Source organism: Sulfuriferula nivalis (assembly GCF_009937995.1).
Taxonomy (GTDB): Bacteria; Pseudomonadota; Gammaproteobacteria; order Burkholderiales; family Sulfuriferulaceae; genus Sulfuriferula; species Sulfuriferula nivalis.
In genome coordinates, this window is record NZ_AP021881.1 from 2,192,975 (window position 1) to 2,213,643 (window position 20,669).

20 protein-coding genes are annotated in these 20,669 nt (G+C 46.8%); 10 read left to right on the forward strand and 10 right to left on the reverse strand.

Going from position 1 to position 20,669, the window contains the following annotated elements:
• The first annotated feature begins 15 nt into the window (after positions 1-15).
• Together metG and SFSGTM_RS10795 are read left to right on the forward strand one after the other, a co-directional pair.
• Complete coding sequence (gene metG, locus SFSGTM_RS10790; RefSeq protein WP_174237443.1) at positions 16-2,031, forward strand: methionine--tRNA ligase; 2,016 nt, start codon at positions 16-18, stop codon at positions 2,029-2,031.
• A complete protein-coding gene (locus SFSGTM_RS10795) occupies positions 2,032-2,931 on the forward strand; it encodes a patatin-like phospholipase family protein (protein WP_162085174.1) in 900 nt (299 codons plus the stop codon).
• Between the two features lie 2 nt (positions 2,932-2,933).
• Here SFSGTM_RS10795 and SFSGTM_RS10800 read toward each other — a convergent pair whose 3' ends face one another.
• Positions 2,934-4,286, reverse strand: a complete 1,353-nt coding sequence (locus SFSGTM_RS10800; protein ID WP_162085175.1) for an EAL and HDOD domain-containing protein — start codon at positions 4,284-4,286, stop codon at positions 2,934-2,936.
• Positions 4,287-4,337: 51 nt separating this feature from the next.
• The gene (locus tag SFSGTM_RS10805; protein ID WP_232525965.1) at positions 4,338-4,955 is read right to left on the reverse strand and encodes a histidine phosphatase family protein; all 618 of its coding nucleotides are present in this window, start codon (positions 4,953-4,955) and stop codon (positions 4,338-4,340) included.
• Between the two features lie 39 nt (positions 4,956-4,994).
• Here SFSGTM_RS10805 and SFSGTM_RS10810 point away from each other — a divergent pair, with 39 nt between their 5' ends.
• The 3 genes from SFSGTM_RS10810 (at position 4,995) to SFSGTM_RS10820 (ending at position 7,626) form a co-directional block, all read left to right on the forward strand.
• The gene (locus tag SFSGTM_RS10810; protein WP_174237412.1) at positions 4,995-5,366 is read left to right on the forward strand and encodes a DUF8785 domain-containing protein; all 372 of its coding nucleotides are present in this window, start codon (positions 4,995-4,997) and stop codon (positions 5,364-5,366) included.
• On the forward strand, positions 5,363-7,051 hold the full coding sequence (gene recJ, locus SFSGTM_RS10815) for a single-stranded-DNA-specific exonuclease RecJ (protein WP_162085176.1): 1,689 nt from the start codon (positions 5,363-5,365) through the stop codon (positions 7,049-7,051). The genes SFSGTM_RS10810 and recJ overlap by 4 nt, the downstream gene beginning before the upstream one ends.
• 152 nt (positions 7,052-7,203) lie before the next feature.
• Positions 7,204-7,626, forward strand: a complete 423-nt coding sequence (locus SFSGTM_RS10820) for a hypothetical protein (protein ID WP_162085177.1) — start codon at positions 7,204-7,206, stop codon at positions 7,624-7,626.
• Positions 7,627-7,727: 101 nt separating this feature from the next.
• On the opposite strand, the gene SFSGTM_RS10825 is transcribed toward SFSGTM_RS10820, so the two are convergent.
• Complete coding sequence (locus tag SFSGTM_RS10825) at positions 7,728-8,285, reverse strand: hypothetical protein (protein WP_162085178.1); 558 nt, start codon at positions 8,283-8,285, stop codon at positions 7,728-7,730.
• Positions 8,286-8,479: 194 nt separating this feature from the next.
• On the opposite strand from SFSGTM_RS10825, the gene SFSGTM_RS10830 reads away from it, so the two are divergent.
• The 3 genes from SFSGTM_RS10830 (at position 8,480) to SFSGTM_RS10840 (ending at position 12,117) form a co-directional block, all read left to right on the forward strand.
• Complete coding sequence (locus SFSGTM_RS10830; protein WP_162085179.1) at positions 8,480-9,511, forward strand: aldo/keto reductase; 1,032 nt, start codon at positions 8,480-8,482, stop codon at positions 9,509-9,511.
• Positions 9,512-9,581: 70 nt separating this feature from the next.
• Complete coding sequence (locus SFSGTM_RS10835) at positions 9,582-10,331, forward strand: MBL fold metallo-hydrolase (protein ID WP_162085180.1); 750 nt, start codon at positions 9,582-9,584, stop codon at positions 10,329-10,331.
• Between the two features lie 649 nt (positions 10,332-10,980).
• Positions 10,981-12,117 carry a hypothetical protein gene (locus SFSGTM_RS10840; protein ID WP_162085181.1) on the forward strand — a complete coding sequence of 379 codons (1,137 nt, stop codon included), beginning with the start codon at positions 10,981-10,983 and terminating at the stop codon, positions 12,115-12,117.
• A gap of 94 nt (positions 12,118-12,211) precedes the next feature.
• Here SFSGTM_RS10840 and pgaD read toward each other — a convergent pair whose 3' ends face one another.
• Complete coding sequence (gene pgaD, locus SFSGTM_RS10845; protein WP_162085182.1) at positions 12,212-12,673, reverse strand: poly-beta-1,6-N-acetyl-D-glucosamine biosynthesis protein PgaD; 462 nt, start codon at positions 12,671-12,673, stop codon at positions 12,212-12,214.
• Complete coding sequence (pgaC, locus tag SFSGTM_RS10850; RefSeq protein ID WP_232525966.1) at positions 12,670-13,995, reverse strand: poly-beta-1,6-N-acetyl-D-glucosamine synthase; 1,326 nt, start codon at positions 13,993-13,995, stop codon at positions 12,670-12,672. The genes pgaD and pgaC overlap by 4 nt, the downstream gene beginning before the upstream one ends.
• Before the next feature lie 546 nt (positions 13,996-14,541).
• Here pgaC and SFSGTM_RS10855 point away from each other — a divergent pair.
• On the forward strand, positions 14,542-14,988 hold the full coding sequence (locus SFSGTM_RS10855) for a PGDYG domain-containing protein (protein ID WP_162085183.1): 447 nt from the start codon (positions 14,542-14,544) through the stop codon (positions 14,986-14,988).
• Position 14,989: 1 nt separating this feature from the next.
• Here SFSGTM_RS10855 and SFSGTM_RS10860 read toward each other — a convergent pair whose 3' ends face one another.
• The 3 genes from SFSGTM_RS10860 to SFSGTM_RS10870 all read right to left on the reverse strand — a co-directional run bounded on the left by SFSGTM_RS10860 (position 14,990) and on the right by SFSGTM_RS10870 (position 17,457).
• Positions 14,990-15,673, reverse strand: coding sequence for a toll/interleukin-1 receptor domain-containing protein (locus SFSGTM_RS10860; RefSeq protein WP_162085184.1), 684 nt, complete (start codon positions 15,671-15,673; stop codon positions 14,990-14,992).
• Between the two features lie 126 nt (positions 15,674-15,799).
• Entirely contained in the window at positions 15,800-16,654 is an 855-nt protein-coding gene (locus SFSGTM_RS10865) for a transglutaminase family protein (protein WP_162085185.1), read from the reverse strand.
• 5 nt (positions 16,655-16,659) lie between these two features.
• Positions 16,660-17,457, reverse strand: coding sequence for a transglutaminase domain-containing protein (locus tag SFSGTM_RS10870; protein ID WP_162085186.1), 798 nt, complete (start codon positions 17,455-17,457; stop codon positions 16,660-16,662).
• 181 nt (positions 17,458-17,638) lie between these two features.
• Here SFSGTM_RS10870 and SFSGTM_RS10875 point away from each other — a divergent pair, with 181 nt between their 5' ends.
• Positions 17,639-17,896 carry a hypothetical protein gene (locus SFSGTM_RS10875; RefSeq protein WP_162085187.1) on the forward strand — a complete coding sequence of 86 codons (258 nt, stop codon included), beginning with the start codon at positions 17,639-17,641 and terminating at the stop codon, positions 17,894-17,896.
• A 6-nt stretch (positions 17,897-17,902) separates the two neighbouring features.
• Here SFSGTM_RS10875 and SFSGTM_RS10880 read toward each other — a convergent pair whose 3' ends face one another.
• Positions 17,903-18,361 carry a cyanophycin metabolism-associated DUF1854 family protein gene (locus SFSGTM_RS10880; RefSeq protein ID WP_162085188.1) on the reverse strand — a complete coding sequence of 153 codons (459 nt, stop codon included), beginning with the start codon at positions 18,359-18,361 and terminating at the stop codon, positions 17,903-17,905.
• On the reverse strand, positions 18,354-20,615 hold the full coding sequence (locus SFSGTM_RS10885) for a cyanophycin metabolism-associated ABC transporter (RefSeq protein WP_162085189.1): 2,262 nt from the start codon (positions 20,613-20,615) through the stop codon (positions 18,354-18,356). Before SFSGTM_RS10885 ends, SFSGTM_RS10880 begins: the two co-directional genes overlap by 8 nt.
• Positions 20,616-20,669 lie beyond the last annotated feature (54 nt).

Below are 20,669 nucleotides of genomic sequence, written 5' to 3' on the forward strand. Positions count from 1 at the left end.
ACCTGAATAATGACTATGACCCGCAAAATCCTCGTAACCTCCGCCCTGCCCTACGCCAATGGCGCTATCCACCTCGGTCATCTGGTCGAATATATCCAGACCGATATCTGGGTGCGCTATCAAAAAATGCAGGGTAATGAAGCCTATTACGTCTGCGCTGACGATACCCACGGCACGCCCATCATGTTGCGTGCAGAAAAAGAGGGGATCACGCCTGAGGCCTTGATAGACCGCGTACATGGCGAGCACTTGCGTGACTTTACCGGTTTTCACATCAATTTTGACAGTTACCATTCGACCAACTCGATAGAGAATCGTGAACTCGCCAGCCAGGTTTACCTGAACTTGCGCGACGCACAGTTGATCGAGCGCAAAACCATAGAACAATACTACGACACCAGCAAGGAAATGTTCCTGCCAGACCGCTTTATCAAAGGTCAGTGTCCAAAATGTGGTGCGCAGGATCAGTATGGTGATAACTGTGAAGTATGTGGCGCAACCTACTCCCCGACCGATCTCATCAACCCAGTTTCTGCAGTTTCAGGCACGCCACCAGTACGCCGCGAATCAGAGCACTACTTTTTCAAACTGGGTGACTGTGGTGAATTCTTGCGTGAGTGGACACGCTCTGGTGCATTGCAAAAAGAAGCTGCCAACAAACTCGACGAGTGGTTTAGCGCAGGTCTGCAAAACTGGGATATTTCCCGTGATGCGCCATATTTTGGCTTTGAAATCCCTGATGCTCCCGGCAAATATTTCTACGTCTGGCTGGATGCACCGATAGGCTACATGGCCAGTTTTAAACACCTTGCCACGACTAAACAGCTGGACTTCAATGCCTGGTGGAAAGCGGGCAGTGACACTGAGCTGTATCACTTTATCGGCAAGGACATCCTCTATTTCCATGCCCTGTTCTGGCCAGCCATGCTCAAAAATGCAGGTTACCGTACCCCGACAGGCATCTTTGCGCACGGTTTCCTCACCGTAAATGGCGCAAAAATGTCTAAATCACGTGGTACCTTTATCACCGCTGAAAGCTATATCAATAGCGGCATGAATCCAGAATGGCTACGCTATTATTTCGCCGCCAAAATCAATGGCAGCATGGAAGATCTGGATTTAAGTCTGGATGATTTCATTGCCCGTGTGAACAGTGATTTAGTTGGCAAATATGTCAATATTGCCAGCCGTACCGCAGGTTTCATCGCCAAACGTTTTGATGGCAAATTTGCTGACAGCCTGCCGACTTCCGAGCTACTCAACGAAGTCCAGCACGCCGCAACACTTATCGGCGAATGCTATGAAAGCCGCGACTTCGGTCGTGCCTTGCGTGAAATAATGCACCTGACTGACAAGGCTAACCAGTACGTCAACGACAACAAACCGTGGGAAATTGCCAAACAAGAAGGACAAGATGCGCTGCTGCATGAAATTTGCAGTGTCAGCATGAACTTGTTCCGACTGTTGACGCTCTATCTCAAGCCAGTACTGCCCAAGCTCGCAGCAGATGTAGAACAGTTCCTCAACATCCCAGCAATGACTTGGGTTGATGCGCAAACATTATTAGCCCAACACACCATCAACACATACAGTCACTTGATGACCCGTGTTGAACAAAAACAGGTAGATGCCATGATCGCCGCTAACATCGTTGAAACACCAGAACCGGCGAAACCTGCTGTGACCATCGCGCCGATAGCCGAGACAATCAGCATAGATGACTTCAGCAAAATTGATTTACGCGTCGCCCACATCGTCAACGCCGAACACGTAGAAGGCGCAGATAAACTTATCCGTCTGACGCTGGACATCGGCGAAGGCCAAACCCGCAACGTATTCGCCGGCATCAAATCCGCCTACGACCCCGCACAACTCATAGGCCGTATGACCGTCATGGTCGCCAACCTCGCCCCACGCAAAATGAAATTCGGCTTATCCGAAGGCATGGTACTGGCGGCTTCTGGCGACACACCGGGCTTATACATACTCAGCCCTGATACGGGTGCTACTGCAGGTATGCGTGTGAAATAAATGCGTAAAATTCTGTTGCACCTTATCGCACTCTTGCTGGCATTTAGCCTGACAGGCTGCGGTACGCTACTCAATCAACCTGAGCCCATCAAGCCAGTGGCAACCCGCACCGCACCAAAAATTGCACTGGTGCTGGGCGGCGGTGGCACACGTGGATTTGCTCACATCGGGGTGATTAAATATTTGGAAACCCAAGGTATCGTGCCCGATATTATCGTCGGCACCAGTGCAGGCTCAGTGGTTGGCGCGCTATATGCCTATGGCTACAGTGGCTTTGAACTGCAAAAAGTGGCTATACAAATGGAAGAGCAGTCCGTCATTGATTGGACATGGCCTAGTCGGGGTGTATTTAAAGGTGATGCCTTACAGAGCTTTATCAACACAGCAGTAAAACAAACGCCGATAGAGAAGTTAAAACGTCCGTTTGCCGCAGTCGCTACCGACTTAGGCAGCGGTGAGATGGTGGTATTTCGTAGCGGCAACACGGGTCAGGCAGTGCGTGCTTCGAGTGCGGTGCCTGGCATATTTCAGCCTGTGACTATCGCGGGACACAATTATGTCGATGGCGGATTGGTCCGACCCGTCCCAGTCAGCGTGGCCCGTTCTTTAGGTGCTGATTTTGTCATCGCAGTTGATATATCCAACAAACCCAAAAACAACACCACTAACAGTACGGTTGACGTCCTGATGCAGACATTCGATATCATGAGTCAGACCATCAACAGTTATGAAGTTTCCAATGCCGATATCGTAATACGCCCACGCACACAGGATATAGACGTCAGCAATCTGGATGGTCGGCATATGGCCGTACTAGAAGGTGAAAAAGCAGCGGCTGCTATCATGCCCGAGCTTAAAGCCAAGCTGAATAAAATCCGCCAGGGTTTAATATCACCCTAAATTCAAAGCCCGCTGGTTTCTGCCTTAACCATGGCATTAATCATCGCCAGATTCACATCCGTCGTACTAATCAGACAGCGTGTTGCATAGTTCTCTACCATAGCGGTATCACTGCCTTCTGTTGACATGGCCAGCTTCAACATTAAACCATTATTCCCCTTCTGCTCAATTATCGCTGCCGCCAGATCCTTATTCAATGGTAGTGGCCGTATCAGGCTTTGCATACTGTGCCCCAACAACTTGTCCATCACCGACAGCAAACCTATCAGATACATACCTTCCGGATCTTGAACCTGCAAACTTTTTCGAGACAAATCTTCCATAATAAGCGCTCTTGCCAGGCCACGTTTCATCAGGGTAATGGAATGTGGCGTAGGTGGCGTACACGCGTTCAGCAATAAGGATAGCCAGCGCTTCAAGCCTTCTAATTTAAGCTGTTGCAGTGCTTCGGCGATACTGCTGACACTCGCTTCCGAATTAATCGCTTTAACGTACATCAACAATTGATAGACCAAACGCAGGTCAAACTTCATCATGTTTTCTATCACACACAAATCTTGGCGCGAAATCACAGCTGAGATTAATTGTCGTATGCGTGCCGAATCCACCTCTATCAATTTATGACTGAATGCATGCGGCAGATCACAAAAATTGCCTTCGAAGCTATCTACTTTCAAGCGCTGGCAAACCACCAGACTTTCCTGACAGCTTATATTAAACGCACAGATTTTTTCTACCCCTAGTGCACGCAGCGCTTTGATTGTATGTTCAAGGTCTATTACATTCAAATCACCAACATCAAGACGTACCAGTTTAATGAGTGCCAACAACTCTGGAGGCAGCACCTGATTAACTTTACAATTCAGCGCCATGTTAAAACCTCGGCGCAACAATTCCAGTATGGTTGGTAATAGTGAAGTGATTTGGGTAGTGCTGTTCAGATCCAACGCAAACATCACATATTCAGGAGGTAAATAACTCACGTCATCATGACTTAAACTATCTGCAGATATACTGATTAGCACAGGATACTGCAATTGCTTGCCTTCATCAGTCAGCGAAAACACCCCTGCAAACAGCGTCGTATCATCCCCATCCCGTAACGATTTTGCATTGGGCGCATCACCGTTATAAGCCAGACGAATACGCGGTACAAGCTCGATAGCCGTAGCATGCCCCACATTATCGTATATCGTTTGCCGTGCCAGCAGGCGCGCCAGCACCTCCGCCTGATGCGCGTGGCTCTGCTCGCTTTCTATCTTCAACACATGGGTAGCAATCTGTTCCTGATCGCTACGCGATGTATTGATTTTGCTTTCTTTTTTTTCTGACGGCGGTGTCGATTCAATCTTCATTCATCTCTCAACTACAGTTTTATATTTATATTGAGGAAAAAGCGTACAACATTATGCCTCAAGCACACCATCGTGAAACAATAAATTGCTGTGCGACGCACCATCTCGCTGCTCTATACTAAATCGGGAAATAGCAGCACTGCCAACCTGGATGCGATATGCATGTTCAGGCGGCATACCCAGCACATGAGCCAGCATCATGCGTATTACCCCGGCATGCGCGACTATCAGCACGTGCTGTCCACAAAATTGCTGTGTCAGTTCATCCCAGGCAGTACTTACCCGCTGATAAAAATCAGTTATTGATTCAGCATTAGCAGGACGATAAGCGACTGGGTCCCGCTTAAAATTAAATATTAAGGATGCATCTGCAGCGGTAATCTCGGCGCTGGTTTTACCTTCCCAATCGCCAAAACCGACTTCTTGCAAGCGTGGTTCTATAAATAATGGCGTAGCATTTTTGTGCGCCAACTCCTGAGCAAATCCAGCACAGCGCAACAGCGGCGAGCTCACTATCTGCTGCCAGCCAGCATATTCGCCCACCGCACCACGCATTTGTGCCCAGCCTTTTTCAGATAATGGGTCGTCAATCTTGCCACGGTATTTACGCCCACCCACAGGCTCACCGTGGCGTATCACATCAATAATAGTCGAAGAAGTTGTCATCATTTTCAGTTAAAATAGCACGCAATTCACTAGGGGAAATATATGACACAAAAACCAGTTTTAGGTCGCTGGGTAATTGGATTTATTGTCACCAGCATTCTACTCTTCGCCTCTTACACTTGGCTAACTTTACATTGGTCATACTCATCAGGTGAACGTGCAGGTTATGTACAAAAATTCTCCCACAAAGGCTGGCTGTGCAAAACATGGGAAGGTGAATTAGCCATGGTGTCTATGCCAGGCACGCTGAGTGAAAAATTCCAGTTCTCTGTCAATGATGACGCAGTCAGTGACAAAATCAACAAGAATCTGGGCAAACGCGTCAGCCTGACTTACGAGCAACACGTTGGCGTACCGAGCACCTGCTTCGCTGAAACACAATATTTTGTCACTGACGTGCGCGTCGTAGAATGAGCGCTGTACAAATAACGCAACGCTCATATCAGCTCAGTGCCCAACAAAATCTGATTAACGCCGGCATACACCCCGTACTGGCACGCGTTTATGCAGCACGTGGTGTAGAACAAGCGAATCAACTGGAAACTGAACTCACAGGCTTACAGCATTACCAGACCCTGAAAAATATCTCCGCCATGGCCGCCCGCCTGGCGGATGCCATCACTAATCAGCAGCGCATCATCGTCGTTGCTGATTATGATGCCGATGGTGCAACCGCGTGCACAGTTGCAGTACGTGGCTTAGGTTTATTAGGTCTGGCAGTAGAGTTTATTGTCCCCAACCGCTTTGAATATGGTTACGGCTTAACCCCCGAAATCGTTGCCCTTGCTGCCCAACAAAAACCTGACATTATCGTCACCGTTGATAATGGCATTGCCAGTATCGCGGGGGTAGCTGCCGCCCATGACATCGGCATAGAAGTCCTCATTACCGATCATCACCTGCCGGGTGACAGTCTGCCCGACGCACTCATCGTCAATCCTAATCAACCCGACTGCCCCTTTCCCAGCAAAAATCTGGCAGGGGTAGGCGTCATGTTTTATGTGCTGCTTGCGACTCGCGCTGAACTGCAGGCACGGGGAGCATTTGACGGAAAGTCAGTACCTAATCTGGCGCAATTGCTTGATATCGTCGCACTCGGCACCGTCGCCGACGTTGTAAAGCTCGATGACAATAACCGTATTCTGGTCGAACAGGGTCTGCGCCGCATGCGTCAGGGTCGCGCTTGTGCTGGCATACGCGCGCTGTTCAACGCCGCTGCACGCTCAATTAATGTTGCCAATACGGGTGACTTGGGTTTCATGATAGGACCGCGCCTGAATGCAGCAGGACGACTGGATGACATGTCACTGGGCATCACCTGTCTGCTCAGCAACGACGAAGAAGAAGCCAACCGCATCGCCCAACAACTGCATCAGATGAACATCCTGCGCCGCCAGATAGAAACCGATATGCAGGAGCAGGCACAAGCACATCTGGCTAACATCACCACCACAGACAATTACAGCCTGAGCCTGTTCGACGCCACCTGGCATCAGGGTGTCATCGGCATACTCGCCTCACGCCTGAAAGATAAATTTCACCGCCCCGTCATCTGTTTCGCCCGTGGTAATGACGGCGAAATAAAAGGGTCAGGCCGTTCCATCCCTGCATTGCATTTGCGTGACGCACTCGATATCGTTTCCAAACGCAACCCTGATTTAATTTTGAAGTTCGGTGGTCACGCTGCTGCTGCGGGGTTATCTATACGTGAAGTCGATTTTGCTACTTTTAACCAGCAATTTGAAGATGTCGTAACCAGCCTGCTCAGCCCCGCCGACCTCGCCCGTACCATCCCCAGCGACGGTGAACTGAGCGCACAAGATCTCACCATAGACTTCACCAAGCAAATCAACCAACAGGTATGGGGGCAAGGCTTCCCCGCCCCCAGTTTCACTGGCACTTTCCAGGTGACCCAACAACGCCTGCTCAAAGACAAACACCTGAAATTCATGCTCGTAAACTCAGGCCTACGTTACGATAGCATCCTCTTCAACCATACCGACCTGCTGCCTGATACCATCACCGCAGTCTATCAGCCCGAACTCAACGAATACAATGGCCAGACCAAACTGCAGTTAAAGTTACTACACTGGCAATAGCCCCAGACATTACTTGTTAATATCCCCCTGAGTTGTATACTTAAAACAGGGGTTGGAACGGCCATGACTCTTTTCTACAAGCTCAATAACACCACACATTCATGGCAGGCTTCCTCATGGTTAATCAGATTAATTAGTGAAAGGAAAAATCCATGAAACTGAAAATCGCACTACTACTAGCTTCTACACTTTGTGTAGCAACGCCACTGACATACGCAGACGATGCCTCCGCCAATTTTGTCAATGGTGGTATAGGTGTAGACGAACAAACCATGATGCATAATGTCGCCAATGAATATCCCTTACATATCGAGTTTTCAAAAAGTGAGCGAGGTACATTTCTCGCAGACATCCCTGTCAGCATCAAGGATAGCCATGGCAAAGTTGTATTTGAGCTAAAAGATGCAGGCCCTATGCTCTATGTACGACTACCCAAAGGTACATACACAGTGAATGCGGTATTTGATGGAGAAGCGCAATCAGGAAAAGTCACTTTGGACGGCAAGCATAATAAACGAGTTGTATTGCATTGGAAGCGCCCAGCCGATCCGATCACCAAGGATACAGACGAATAGCAGCCTTACTAACAAGAAAAATCAACTCGTATAGATCCAACCCTGCCTTGCACTTGCGAAAGCAAGCGTAAGGTTTGTTCACATTAACTTGCCAACAAAAACTAATTTATAAGAAATTTATTTGATAGTGATGTATTGGCAGTTTGCGCTGCATCAAGTGCACTTTGTGTAGTATTGCCGCTCGACGGCGTCGAGTTTTCTGAATTGAACAAAGAAGTGACACTATCACTGCTGGAAGTCGAACTGGTTGTAGAGTTCGAAAATAGAGAAGCCAGCGTTTCATTCACAACCATTTGCGCATTCAATACACCTTGTTCGGCCTGAGCAGCTGGCGTATTTGCAGAAGCAGCGGCATTTCCAGCAGGTGAATTAGTCAATCCAGGCAGACCAACTGCTGATGAATCAGTTGAAGTCCCTGAAAACAACCCGGAAATTGTATTACTGACATCATTGTTAATGGCCTGTTCAAGTTGGGCAATCTGACTGTTAGCCAGCTTCCCTGACGCATTATAAGTTAGTGGTGCAGGCGTTGCGTTCCCTAAGATCACTGTTGCACTTGGTGAAGATAAGGATTTACTGGTACTGGCTGAGGTTGCAGGCAATACTTGACTGACCGCTGATTGCAGTAGCGTTGGTGCCACGCTGGAAATAGTAGCCATGATAGACCTCGGGGTGAAATATCAGGTAACACTCTATTTATCGTCATAATTTAGCCCAACTTTAGGGCATGTCGAATTATTTCAACAATAGTTTGAGTAATAACACAAACACGGCGAACAATTTAAGGAATATTATCCACACAGACTGTAAAATCAATACTGATCAAACTTCCTCGCATAACCAAGGATACAACATGGAATACCGGCAGCTAGGTAATAGTGACTTAATGGTGTCTGAAATCACTTTAGGCACTATGACTTTTGGTGAACAGAACAGTCCTGAAGATGCTGCACAGCAACTGGATTATGCAGTAAGTCGCGGAGTTAACTGTATAGATGTCGCGGAAATGTACCCTGTACCACCACGGGCGAATACGCAGGGACGCACTGAAGAATATGTCGGCCGCTGGTTACAGAAACAGCAGCGCGACAAACTTATTGTCGCCACCAAAATTACAGGGGCTGGTCGTGGTATGGAATGGATACGCGGCGGACCGCGCATCACTGCTAAACAGATACATGCAGCCATAGATGCAAGCCTGACGCGCTTGAAAACAGACTATATCGATCTTTACCAGATCCATTGGCCTGATCGTAATGTACCCATGTTTGGCAGTAGCGAGTTTGACCCTAGTGCAGAACGGGTTACCACGCCCATTGTTGAACAGCTGAGCGTTTTCGCAGATTTAATTCAGGCGGGGAAAATTCGTCATGTCGGTCTGAGCAATGAAACGCCGTGGGGTGTATCACAATTTATCAGTGCTGCAGATGATGCAGGATTGCCGCGCGTGGCATCAATACAGAATGCATACAGCCTGCTTAATCGCACATTTGAATATGGGCTGGCAGAAACCTGTTATCGTGAACAAGTTGGATTACTGGCTTATAGCCCGCTCGGATTTGGCACGCTGAGTGGCAAATACCTTAATGACGACGGCGCTGGCCGCATGACACTATTCAGCGGCTTTGGCCAGCGTTATAACAAACCTGCAGTCACCACTGCCGTAGCTGCTTATGCTGAACTCGCCAAACAGCTTAATTTACATCCGACCTTGCTGGCACTGGCTTTTGTGCGCAGCCGTTGGTTTGTGACCAGCACCATCATCGGCGCCACCAGCATGGCGCAGTTAAAGCAGAATCTTGATAGCCTGGACGTACAACTGGATGAAGCCATGCTACAGCAGATTCAAGCCATACATTTGCGTTCGCCTAATCCGGCGCCTTGAATTTTCGAATTATGAACTATCAGCTGTGAAAACCTACTAACAGATAGGAAGATAACGTCAGGAGGTCAGCATGATATTCAGACAACTGTTTGAGCCCGTATCCAGTACCTATACCTATTTGCTAGGCTGCGAAGTAACAGGGAAAGCAATGCTGGTTGATGCTGTTCTACCTACTTGGCAACGCGATATGGCGGTTATCAATACGTTGGGATTGACCCTAGCTTACACTCTGGACACTCATATTCACGCCGACCACATCAGTGCAGCACGTAAGTTAAAACAGGAAACAGGCAGCCGCATCGCTCATCCAGCACTGGATAACCTAAGCTGTGCTGACATCGGTTTAGCGCACAAAATACCGTTGAATATGGGTAGCATAACCATTAATCCATTACATACACCGGGGCATACTGACAATCATTTTGCCTATGCGATTGATGATCGCGTGCTGACTGGCGACGCATTGCTGATAGATGGTTGCGGTCGGACTGATTTCCAGAATGGTGATGCACCCACTTTATATCACAGCATACACAATCAACTCTTTACCCTGGAAGAAAGCACGCAAGTGTATCCCGCGCACGATTATCAAGGGCGCCATGTATCCAGCATTGCTCAGGAAAAAATGCGAAATCCCCGACTAGGCAGCAACAAACCATTAGCCGAATTCGTCGACATTATGGACAACCTCAAGCTCGCCTATCCAAAATTCATAGATTACGCAGTGCCAGGCAATCGCGAATGCGGAGTATGCTCGCCGAATGTGCCTGAAGCGTTACAACAGTACTGCGATCAAATACGAGACAGCCAACAAGGCTAAAAAATGCCCCTTCCACTCAGGCATCATACCTTATCCCCACCTGTCAGATCTCCGTCTGCTTGAATGTGAGAACTGACCCCATAATTCGCATATCGACAAACTCGTAATCGATGGCATAAACGCGCTTGATGGCGTGGTGTTCGGATTAATTGGCTGTTGATTGCATTTATTTTCTATAGCAATCTGTCACTACAATCAGATATATCTCCAAAGCAACAGCTGTAGCTGATGTCAGCGCCACCAACTGCATCTGGTTAGCGAATAACAAACTATCGCCATAATCTACCCAATATCATCATCGCATATATACCAGACCCGAACCGCTGACTTATGGGTCTTGCTATTCATAACAGACAATATTTTAAAGAATTTCTGGAAAAAATATGTTATTTTCCATCTGTCATTCCGTGATGTATGCAACAATGTATTCACCGATTTATATTCATGTATTTTATAACGGTCGTGATGATAAACAACCACGAAAGGAATTCACATGAACATTTTTGCAACACATGCTCATACCGAAATACAATTTATTCGGGAAGACAAGATGACAGATCAATTCAGGTGCAAAGATACAAAGATGCAATGACATCATCTCTCGCACTTTCTTCACGAACATACTCTAAATATTGAACAGGAAACGTAAATGAGCCTGCAATTACCCATCATCCATATCACAAACTTTCTGGCCGCTCAGGGCGTGGAAATGAGTATTTCAGAATCGCAAAAACTTGCCGCATTCTATGAAGAAAAATTTCCTGTCAAAACATCACTACTTGGTGGGTTATTTGTTCGATTCAAGAAACTGCTACAGGAGGAAAAAATCACAACCGGCATAGTCAAGTGTCTTAAAAGTGATGCCGACTGGGTAGATATGCCGACCTATGCAGCCTACTGGGAGGATCACAAGCTTTTTGATGCGCTGTCAAACTATTACGGCAATCTGTATCGTGGATCTTACATTTTTAATTACCTGATGGGGGCACTGGCCGTATTATTAGCACTAATCCCCATTGGATTTGAGATTGAACATGAATATGGATTGATATTTTCAGCGTTAGAATTGGCAACCATACTGATGATATTGGTGATTCACAAAATTGGAGCCAGTCCGCAGAAGGATACCAATTTACATACTGTTGCGGGCATTAAACTTAATCGACGCTGGCACGAAAAATGGATTGAATACCGCATACTGGCTGAGCGATTTCGGTATATTGAAATTCTCTACCCCAATCCGATTGGCATTAATCTGCTTACACAGGGTGAAGCCAGGAAAAATGAGCTAGGCAACTGGATCAACGCCTATTATTCAGCCCGTATCTCTCTCGAAAACACTGAATGTCAGACTGACCTGGTCACCTATAAGGCCAGACTTTCCCTGATCATGAAAGGCCAAGGTAACTATCACCACAAGAGCACGCTAAGGTATGAACATATTCATCATAGACTGCATAGCTTCGCCACTTGGTTGTTTTATGGGACATTGGCAGCGTGTTATATGCATTTTTTTTGGCACAACCCTATACTAACCTTGCTTGCCGGTGTTTTTCCTGCCGTTGCTGGTGCGATGCACGGCATTCTGGCTAGTGGTGAATTCAGCAAATTAGCTCAAGTCTCCGAGCGTATACATATCCACATATCCACATTGCTGGAACGACTGGAAATTGCAAACGATACAGATCAAATTCGTGACATAGCCATAGACTTTCACAACATTGTTATTCGTGAGGCAATGAGCTGGAGGGCAATGTTTAAAGATAAAAATGTACCCCTGGCATGAGATAACAAAGTCATGCCATAACTTTTAGTATCGTAAAAAAGTACAACATGACGCACACTTCAAGTTAGCGCTACTGTTGTAACCAGCCACTGAATTAAATTCTGGTTTCTTCGATATTGATGACCTGCCCGCTATCATTATGAGTAAAGGTAATTAATCGATGGTGCTGGGCAAACAACACCTCTGCTTCTGTCAACCCCATCCCCAACCCAATATCTCCAGCGCTGGCAATTTGCGGCGCCCCCCGACGATGACTTTTTGTGAATCTTATCCAGTTATAAACCGCCCAAAAAATAAACAACAATCCACCGATAGCAATCGCAACTGCATAAACGCGAAGCGTTGTAACCAAACCTACAGGATCATTCAATACATATTTGCTTAACTGCACATATCCGAACCACCATGCCAGCAATGAGAAGACGGGAGAGATGATGTATAGCCAGATTCCCCAGCCTATCATCGCCACAACAGCCAACAGCTCTTTTCTTGGCGACTCAACCAAATCACTGCGAAATATAAGTTCGGGAATACGGGGTGGCGGTTCCTGAATCATGACATTAACTCCTCAGTTGGACGGATACCACGATCCGGGCTATTCCAGCGTGCACGAATATTTTTACGTTTCAGAATCGCTTTTGGCACGGCAACTATAGTGGTCAACAATGACAATAGCCAGAATGCCAGCGGATACCAAATCACCCAAAAATAATTACGCAGGAAACGTTTCTTCGGTTCATAGCGACGATCTATGATTAAGCTGACAGCGAACTGCAACATCGCTGTCAAACCAAGGATTACCCCATTCCATTCTGGCAATAAAGTATCAACCTGCCAGGCAGGCTGGAGGGGAACGACTAAGCCCAAGAAATATAAAATAATGATGGCAAACATCGAATACGCCCAAATCACCGATGCCATATACTCAACACCCACCAGGAAGAATCTGCGATTCTTCCAATACAGCAACTGTGCCGAATATTTCATCAACACCTCAGCGCCGCCTTGCGCCCAGCGCAGGCGCTGCTTCCATAAGCCAGCAAAAGTTTCCGGCATGTAAATATAACAAAGCGCATCAGGTTCAAAACGGATATCCCAATGATCCATTTGCAGCCGCCATGAAATATCAATATCTTCCGTCACCATATTTTCTGCCCAGTAACCGACCCGATGCAATGCAGTTCGACGGTAGCCTGCGATGACACCTGATACCGTGAAAATACGACCATAAACACGCTGAGCTCGTTTCATCAGACCTATGGTCGACGAAAACTCACCCACCTGTAATTTTCCCAGCAAGGTAGATCGATTAATAACACGTGGATTGCCAGTCACCGCACCGACACGGTTACCTGAACTTAAATGATGCACTATCCAGCTCACCGCCGTGGGATGTATTAACGCATCACCATCAATACAGACGAGAAATTCATATCTGGCAGCAGTTGCGCCTGCGCGCAAGGCCATCGCTTTACCCTGATTTGCAGCCAGCGTCACCACGCGCAGATTAAAATGTTGCATGGCAAGTTCGCTCAATATCTGACCAGTGTTATCCGCAGAGCCATCGTTGATGGCTACCACTTCAAAATTAGGATATTCACTTGCCAAGGCGTACCGGATAGTATCCCGGATATTGTCTTCCTCATTGAAACACGGTATCAATATGCTTACGGGCGAATAGCCGTCCACTGGCGGTGGTGGAAAGTCCACTCCTTTTTTATATCGGTTTTCCCAGCGTAAAAAGTACCAGATGCCCCCTATCATCCACATCCAGGCCATTGCTAATGGGTAGTAAAATGCATAACTGAACAGGATATCGCGGAAACTTATAGTGTCCCATGCAAACAGGCTCATCACTTCTGCAATAGCGGCTTCCACATTAATACCCTCCTTCAAAATGTGGAAACTCGCTCTGTTGTAGCCTTACGTAAGCAGGTAGGAACTCTGGAGGATTAATTCGGTAATGCGCATCTTCTGGATGATACGTTCTTAACAGTGGCAATAGTCCTGTCTGTCGGCCTACTGATTTTGGCATAACACTTCCCCTATCAACTTGAGTTAATCAATATCAACATAGTCTTTATTATTGATATATTAATTACACTCCATGACAGGCAATTCTTATCTTATTGCATACATCGTAGCATACATCAATTGGTTTGCGAAATATTAGAATCACGACATGATTGCCAAATCAAACCTATATAAGAAAGTGACGGCGCATCAGACAGAATGCATCGTGCAAGAACATAAGGTATTGATGTGACAAAAATTTTGCGACAAGCAGAAGATGGCCTTACAATCGTGCACGACCTTGCATTTGCGCAGTGAATCAGACCAGCTAAAAAATTGGCATTAGCAATCTGGATTTTAGTTGTAAGATTGCATTTGAACGGTGTACATATCAAATCGAGCGCAAACCGCATGGAAATAAACAAAGAAAAACGAATTCATGATATGGATTTATCATTGGATCCCATGGCGAAGAAATATGAAAAAATTTCAACAGTCCGAGTAACTTTTGCCGAGGACAATGGAATAATCAAAACCCTGGAAGGAAATGTGGCTTATGAAAAAGGCGATGCCATACTAACTGGCATCCACGATGAAAACTGGCCGGTAGAAAGACATATATTTGACTCCCAGTACGAACTCGCCAATTTCAGCATCGCCAATGAATATCGCAAAAGCCAAGGTGCTATTATCTATGCAAAAAAAATAAAAAATACCTTCTGTATCAAAATACGCAACGGCACTTCAATCATAGAAGGCAAGCCTGGTGACTGGTTGGTTCAATACGCAATGAAGGACTGGGGAATCATCGATGACGACATTTTCAAAAAAAGCTACCGTATCGTGAGTGATAGCTGATTTACGTTTTTTTCAACATGATGGTATCGATAAAGTGACCCAGTATTTTTATATATTTGTGCATTACTAATTCAATATCATGCATGCCCGAATGTTTATAAAATACAACGTAAATAAACCCAACGATAATCGCAATAAAAATCCCCATTTTAATCAAGTCAAATATCAACCCGACCAGATGCCGCAGTTCATGGAATAGACCAGACTTGACCTTGGTAGCGGTATATTTTGGTGGTGTTAATGCAGCATTGTACTTTTCCTCCGGCTTTGACGCATCTGCCTGACCTGTATTAACCAGTGCCAGAATGGAAGCAGCAAGCTGATCCATCTTGATATCCATAGGTGGTTGCCAGGCATCAATCCAGTGCGAAGATGAAATAAAAAGCTCTAATCCTTTTGATGGTGCAACATTACGCACCCGCACCGGAAACACCGGTTTTAACTTACTGACAGCACGCTCAATTTCTTTGCGCACAAAAATAGACTGATTTGCGCTTTCCGACAGCAACAACACGGTCGCAACACAGTTTTCGATACCAAGTATAATTTCTTCACCATAATCCTTGCCAGGATCAATATCACGAGGCGCAATCCAGCAACTGAGTCCACGCCTTTCAAGCTGCGCACAAACTTCATCAGCTAACGGTTTATCTGCAGAGGAATGGCTAATAAATACTTGTTTCAAAATAATTTACCCACTATTAATTTATACGCCTCAAAATACCACCAAGGATGTATACAACAATAATCGAATCATATCTCGTTGTAGTGCAGGTTGTATATACCAACTACATTCCATCATTTTTTAGTTTTATTCCAGCAAATTAACCTGCACATTGATTTTCATCGTAGTCGTTACCGCACCTAAACCAACAAAACTACCTGAAACAGGTGGCACGGTTTCTGAGTCCCTTGCGACGGCTACGGCAATATGTTGACTGCCGGTAACTACACCTGATGTTGGATCAAAGCCTTTCCAGCCTGTGCCTGGCAAATAGACTTCTGCCCAGGCATGGGTAGTGGCGTTACCAGCTTCTGTAGCCGGGGCGTGTAAATACCCGCTGACAAAACGGCTGGCCAAACCCAGATAACGACAAGCCTCGATGAAGAGTGTCGCATAATCTCGGCAGGATCCGCCACGCTGACTCAGTGTCTTTGAGGGTGACTGCACACCAGCTTCTTCTCGTGTCCGATATTGAAACTGGGTACTGATACTCTGATTTAATTTAACCAGCAAGGCGAAGGTTTCCAGACCAGTCAAACTCAGTTGTTGCAGCCAGTTATTTACCGCCTGCCTATCCTCGACAAAAATGGACTGCTGAAAAGCGAACAGATCATCTTGCTCATTTTCCGCATATTTGAAGGGAAACCTCACTGCATAATCTTCCAGTAAGAAATCAAAAGGCGCCTGGCCATAGTGCTGAATAATGACTTCACTGGCAATAATCAGCTTACTCGTGCGACCAAGAAAATTCACCACTGCTAACGAGTTATCAAATACATCTCGCTGCCATTTGATGGTATAGACTGGCGTAATGTCCAGTTTAGAAGCTTCAATCCTGACATCGTGCCCCTCACGAGGACGCAGCAACAACCGATGTGGATTAAGCGCCACTTCGGTCGAAAAAACATATTCGGTCAAATGTCTGATTCGTATTCTTTGCATAGCTTTTAATCCGGCGCTGTTGCCAGCATCTCAACATGAACTGCCATTTTACGAGGATACAGAGCAGGGCCAAACTGATTAAATATAGCCACATCCGCCGCATCACGCCCATAAGCCACCGTCACACGCCCACCTTTAGGGCAGGGCTGAGTTGCATCAAACGTGTACCAGCGGCCACCCACATAGGCCTCAAACCAGGCATGAAAATCCATAGGCTCAAGTTGATACAAGTATCCCACTACCATACGCGCCGGGATGCATAGCCCACGACAGAGTGATATACCCAAATGCGCCAAGTCACGACACACACCTTCACGTTGCTGATTGACCTCTACTGCGGATTGCTGAAACAGTGTGGAATTGGAATTAAAACGAATATGTTCACGCACCCAGGCTTCTATAGCTGCTACCTGATCATAGCCTGGCGTCAGACCCATCACGATTTCCTGACCAAGCTCAATAAATCGATCCGACTCACAATAACGTGAAGGCAAAAGATAGGTGAGCACCTCATCAGGCAGATTTTGCACATCGTCGAATGGCGCACCAGAACCTACGCTGATAGTGTCGGCAGTAAAAATATCGGCAGAAGTACGAATGGAAAATTCACCAGGTGGCGCAACCAGCCGCTGGCAAAGATTGCCATAGTTATCGGTATATTCAACCGCCAGCACACTAGGCTTCAATGTATAAGATTCACGCGCCACCCATTGCTGTGCGCCACTACGAGGGCGCAACATGAGGATGAACGGCGTATCGACGCTCACGTCAAAAGTGATATCACATCCGGTACGGAGCCACACAACAGCATTCCTCTTCAACGCCCAGCAATCCATGAACTATGTAGCTGGGATCCAACCTGATGTTACTATTTCACGCTAAACCACTGCGCGATACATACTAAAAGATGTGTAGATATCTTGAGCTACTCCCATTATAGTGTAGTTAGGTCACGACCATACAATTCATGCAGAAAGACAGTATATGAACAAAATTAAATGGATAGCCTTGTTACCTGTATTGCTGTTATGGGGATGTAACAGCCAGTTAACCCTGGAAAACTACAATAAAATTAGTGTAGGCATGAGCTTTGACGAAGTCACCAAACTAATAGGCAAGCCTGAAAAATGTGATGATCTGATGGGTATCCGCACTTGCCATTGGGGTGACGATAAAGGTGGCATCAACGTCAATTTTGCGGGAGATAAGGCAATGATATTCTCGGCAGAAAATCTGCATTAAGCTGTTTCACAGAAACCGATCCAGCCGCCTGCGGCTGGCATGATCCAGCTTCTCAATATCGTTAATTACAAACTGCAGTCCGTTACTGTCTGCTATTAGCAAACGGGTGTGCGTTAAACGCCTGATATCCTCTTCGCCTTTAAGCGTGAATTCAGTTTCGCCTTTATCGGTCATCACTGCCCACACGCTGGGCGTTGCATAACTGGAAACAGTATTAATACTCAGAATTTCGGGCATGAATTCACGTTGCGCCAGCAAGGTAGCAAGCGTCATTTGACTAGCATTGTCTAAGTGCGCAAGATCTTCTATCCACTGCAATTCATGACCTGCGCTGCTGACGATGGAAACCCCCTGTTCGGGCGCAGATAGCGGGAAAGCACGTACAGCGACAACATCGACATGCTGCTGCCCTTCACTATCGGTATAACACCACTGCGCCTTGGCATTCTGTATAATATCAAGCATCCTCGTCCCCCTCTTCGGTATCTATCTGACGCGCTTGTGCTTCGTAGAGTTGCGTGTACATACCATTACGCGCCAATAAATCATCGTGATTACCCACTTCAACGATATGCCCTTTGTCCATAACCACCAGTCGATTAGCATGGCGTAAAGTACTGAGTCGGTGAGCAACCGCGATAGTGGTACGCCCACGCACCAGATTTTCCAGCGCAGCCTGAATTTCACGCTCGGTAGTGGTATCAACCGATGAAGTCGCTTCATCGAGTATCAGAATACGCGGATCAATCAGCAAGGCGCGCGCAATTGAAATACGCTGACGTTCGCCACCAGACAGCGCCTGCCCACGCTCACCAACGAGCGAATCATAACCATGCGGCAAACGTAAAATAAAATCATGCGCATGCGCTGCACGTGCAGCAGCAACGATTTCGGCACGACTGGCACCCGGTTTGCCATAGGCGATATTTTCCGCAATGGTACCGAAAAACAGAAATGGCTCTTGCAACACCAGCCCGATATGACGACGATACTCGGCAACTGGTAGTGAACGTATATCCACTCCATCTATCCATATCGCCCCTTCAGTCACATCATAGAAGCGGCACATCAAATTCACCAACGTACTTTTTCCTGAACCGCTATGCCCTACCAAGCCTATCATTTCACCTGGTGCGATAGTCAAATTCAGACCACGGATTACACTGCGATTGCCATAACGGAAACCTATGTTACGCAACTGTATCTCACCACGCACTGACGGCAAGTGCACAGGTTGCACAGGCTCTGGTACGCTGGACACATTATCCAGAATATCAAAAATCCGCTTCGCCCCTGCTGCAGCTTTTTGCATAACCGAAACGATACGGCTCATCGAATCCAGACGCGCATAAAAACGACTGATATACGCCAGGAAAGCCGTCAACACACCGACAGTAATTTCATTATGCGACACCTGCCAGATACCAAACGCCCACACTATCAACAAGCCGATTTCCGTGAGTAACGATACCGTAGGCGCAAACAGCGACCATACCGCGTTGACCTTGTCGTTAATCTGCAAATTGCGCTGATTCGCGTCGCGAAAACGCGCCATTTCCCGGTGTTCCTGCGCAAATGCCTTAACTACACGGATACCGGGGATAGTGTCGGTGAGCACATTGCTAATTTCCGCCCACACTCTGTCAGCCTTTTCAAAACCAAATTTCAGCTTGTCGCGCACTACATGGATCATCCAGATAATGAACGGTATCGGCAGCAAAGTAACCAACGCCAGCCACGGATTGATAGACGCCAGTATCACTGCCGTCATTATTATCACCAGCACATCAGTGGCAAAATCGAGTAAATGCAACGATAAAAAGACAGAAATACGGTCGGTCTCGCTACCCACGCGGGCGATTAAGTCGCCTGTACGCTTGCCACCAAAAAAAGCCAGTGACAAAGTATGCATATGCTCGTAAGTCGTCAATCGCAAATCCATACATATACGTTCGCTTATCCGCGCCAGCAAGTAAGTTCGCCACCACCCCAGGCCCCAGGCCAGTACAGCGGCACCGAACAAGCCCATCAGATACAAGGTAACCAAATGCGTATCTATGGGCTTGCCATTCTGGAACGGTATTAACACATTATCCATTAGCGGCATGGTTAAATAGGGTGGCACCAGCGTCGCTGCTGTTGCGCCCAGCGTCAGCATGAAACTCAGTATCAGTTGCCATTGATAAGGCCGCGCAAAACGACCTAAACGCAGCAACGCCCAAGTAGAAGGTGCCGTTGTCGTAACTTGCTCACATATCGCACAATCAGTTTCACCTTCAGGCAATGGCGCAAGACAATTGGAACAGACAGCACCATCAGATTCGACCACAGGGGGATGTAATCGCGTCGCAAATATCTGTGTAAGTCGTTGTGCTGCGGAGTTATGCGCCAAGGTATAATGCCAGGTCGCCTGACGTCCCGACGTATCTTCCACATCGATACTTGCCACACCTGCATGATCACGTCTGTGCATGATGCTGTTAACTGAAATATCGACAACCTGCCAACTCGAATTTTGCCGTATATGGGTTGCCAGCAAGCGCTTATTAGTCAACACCAGCAATCCATCAACAAATTGTAATTGTGCGTTTAAGTCCAGATGCATCCAGGCGACGACCTGCTCATCAGACGCAAGTTGCGTGCGAATTTCATCTGCCCATGCAGCGGGAAAGTCTTCAGTAAGGATAGAATTTGTCACAGAAATCGCAGAGACTGTCATAAAGTTGTAAGTTGACGTAAACGTAAATTCTACTGGTGCGTTAAGTAACAGTAC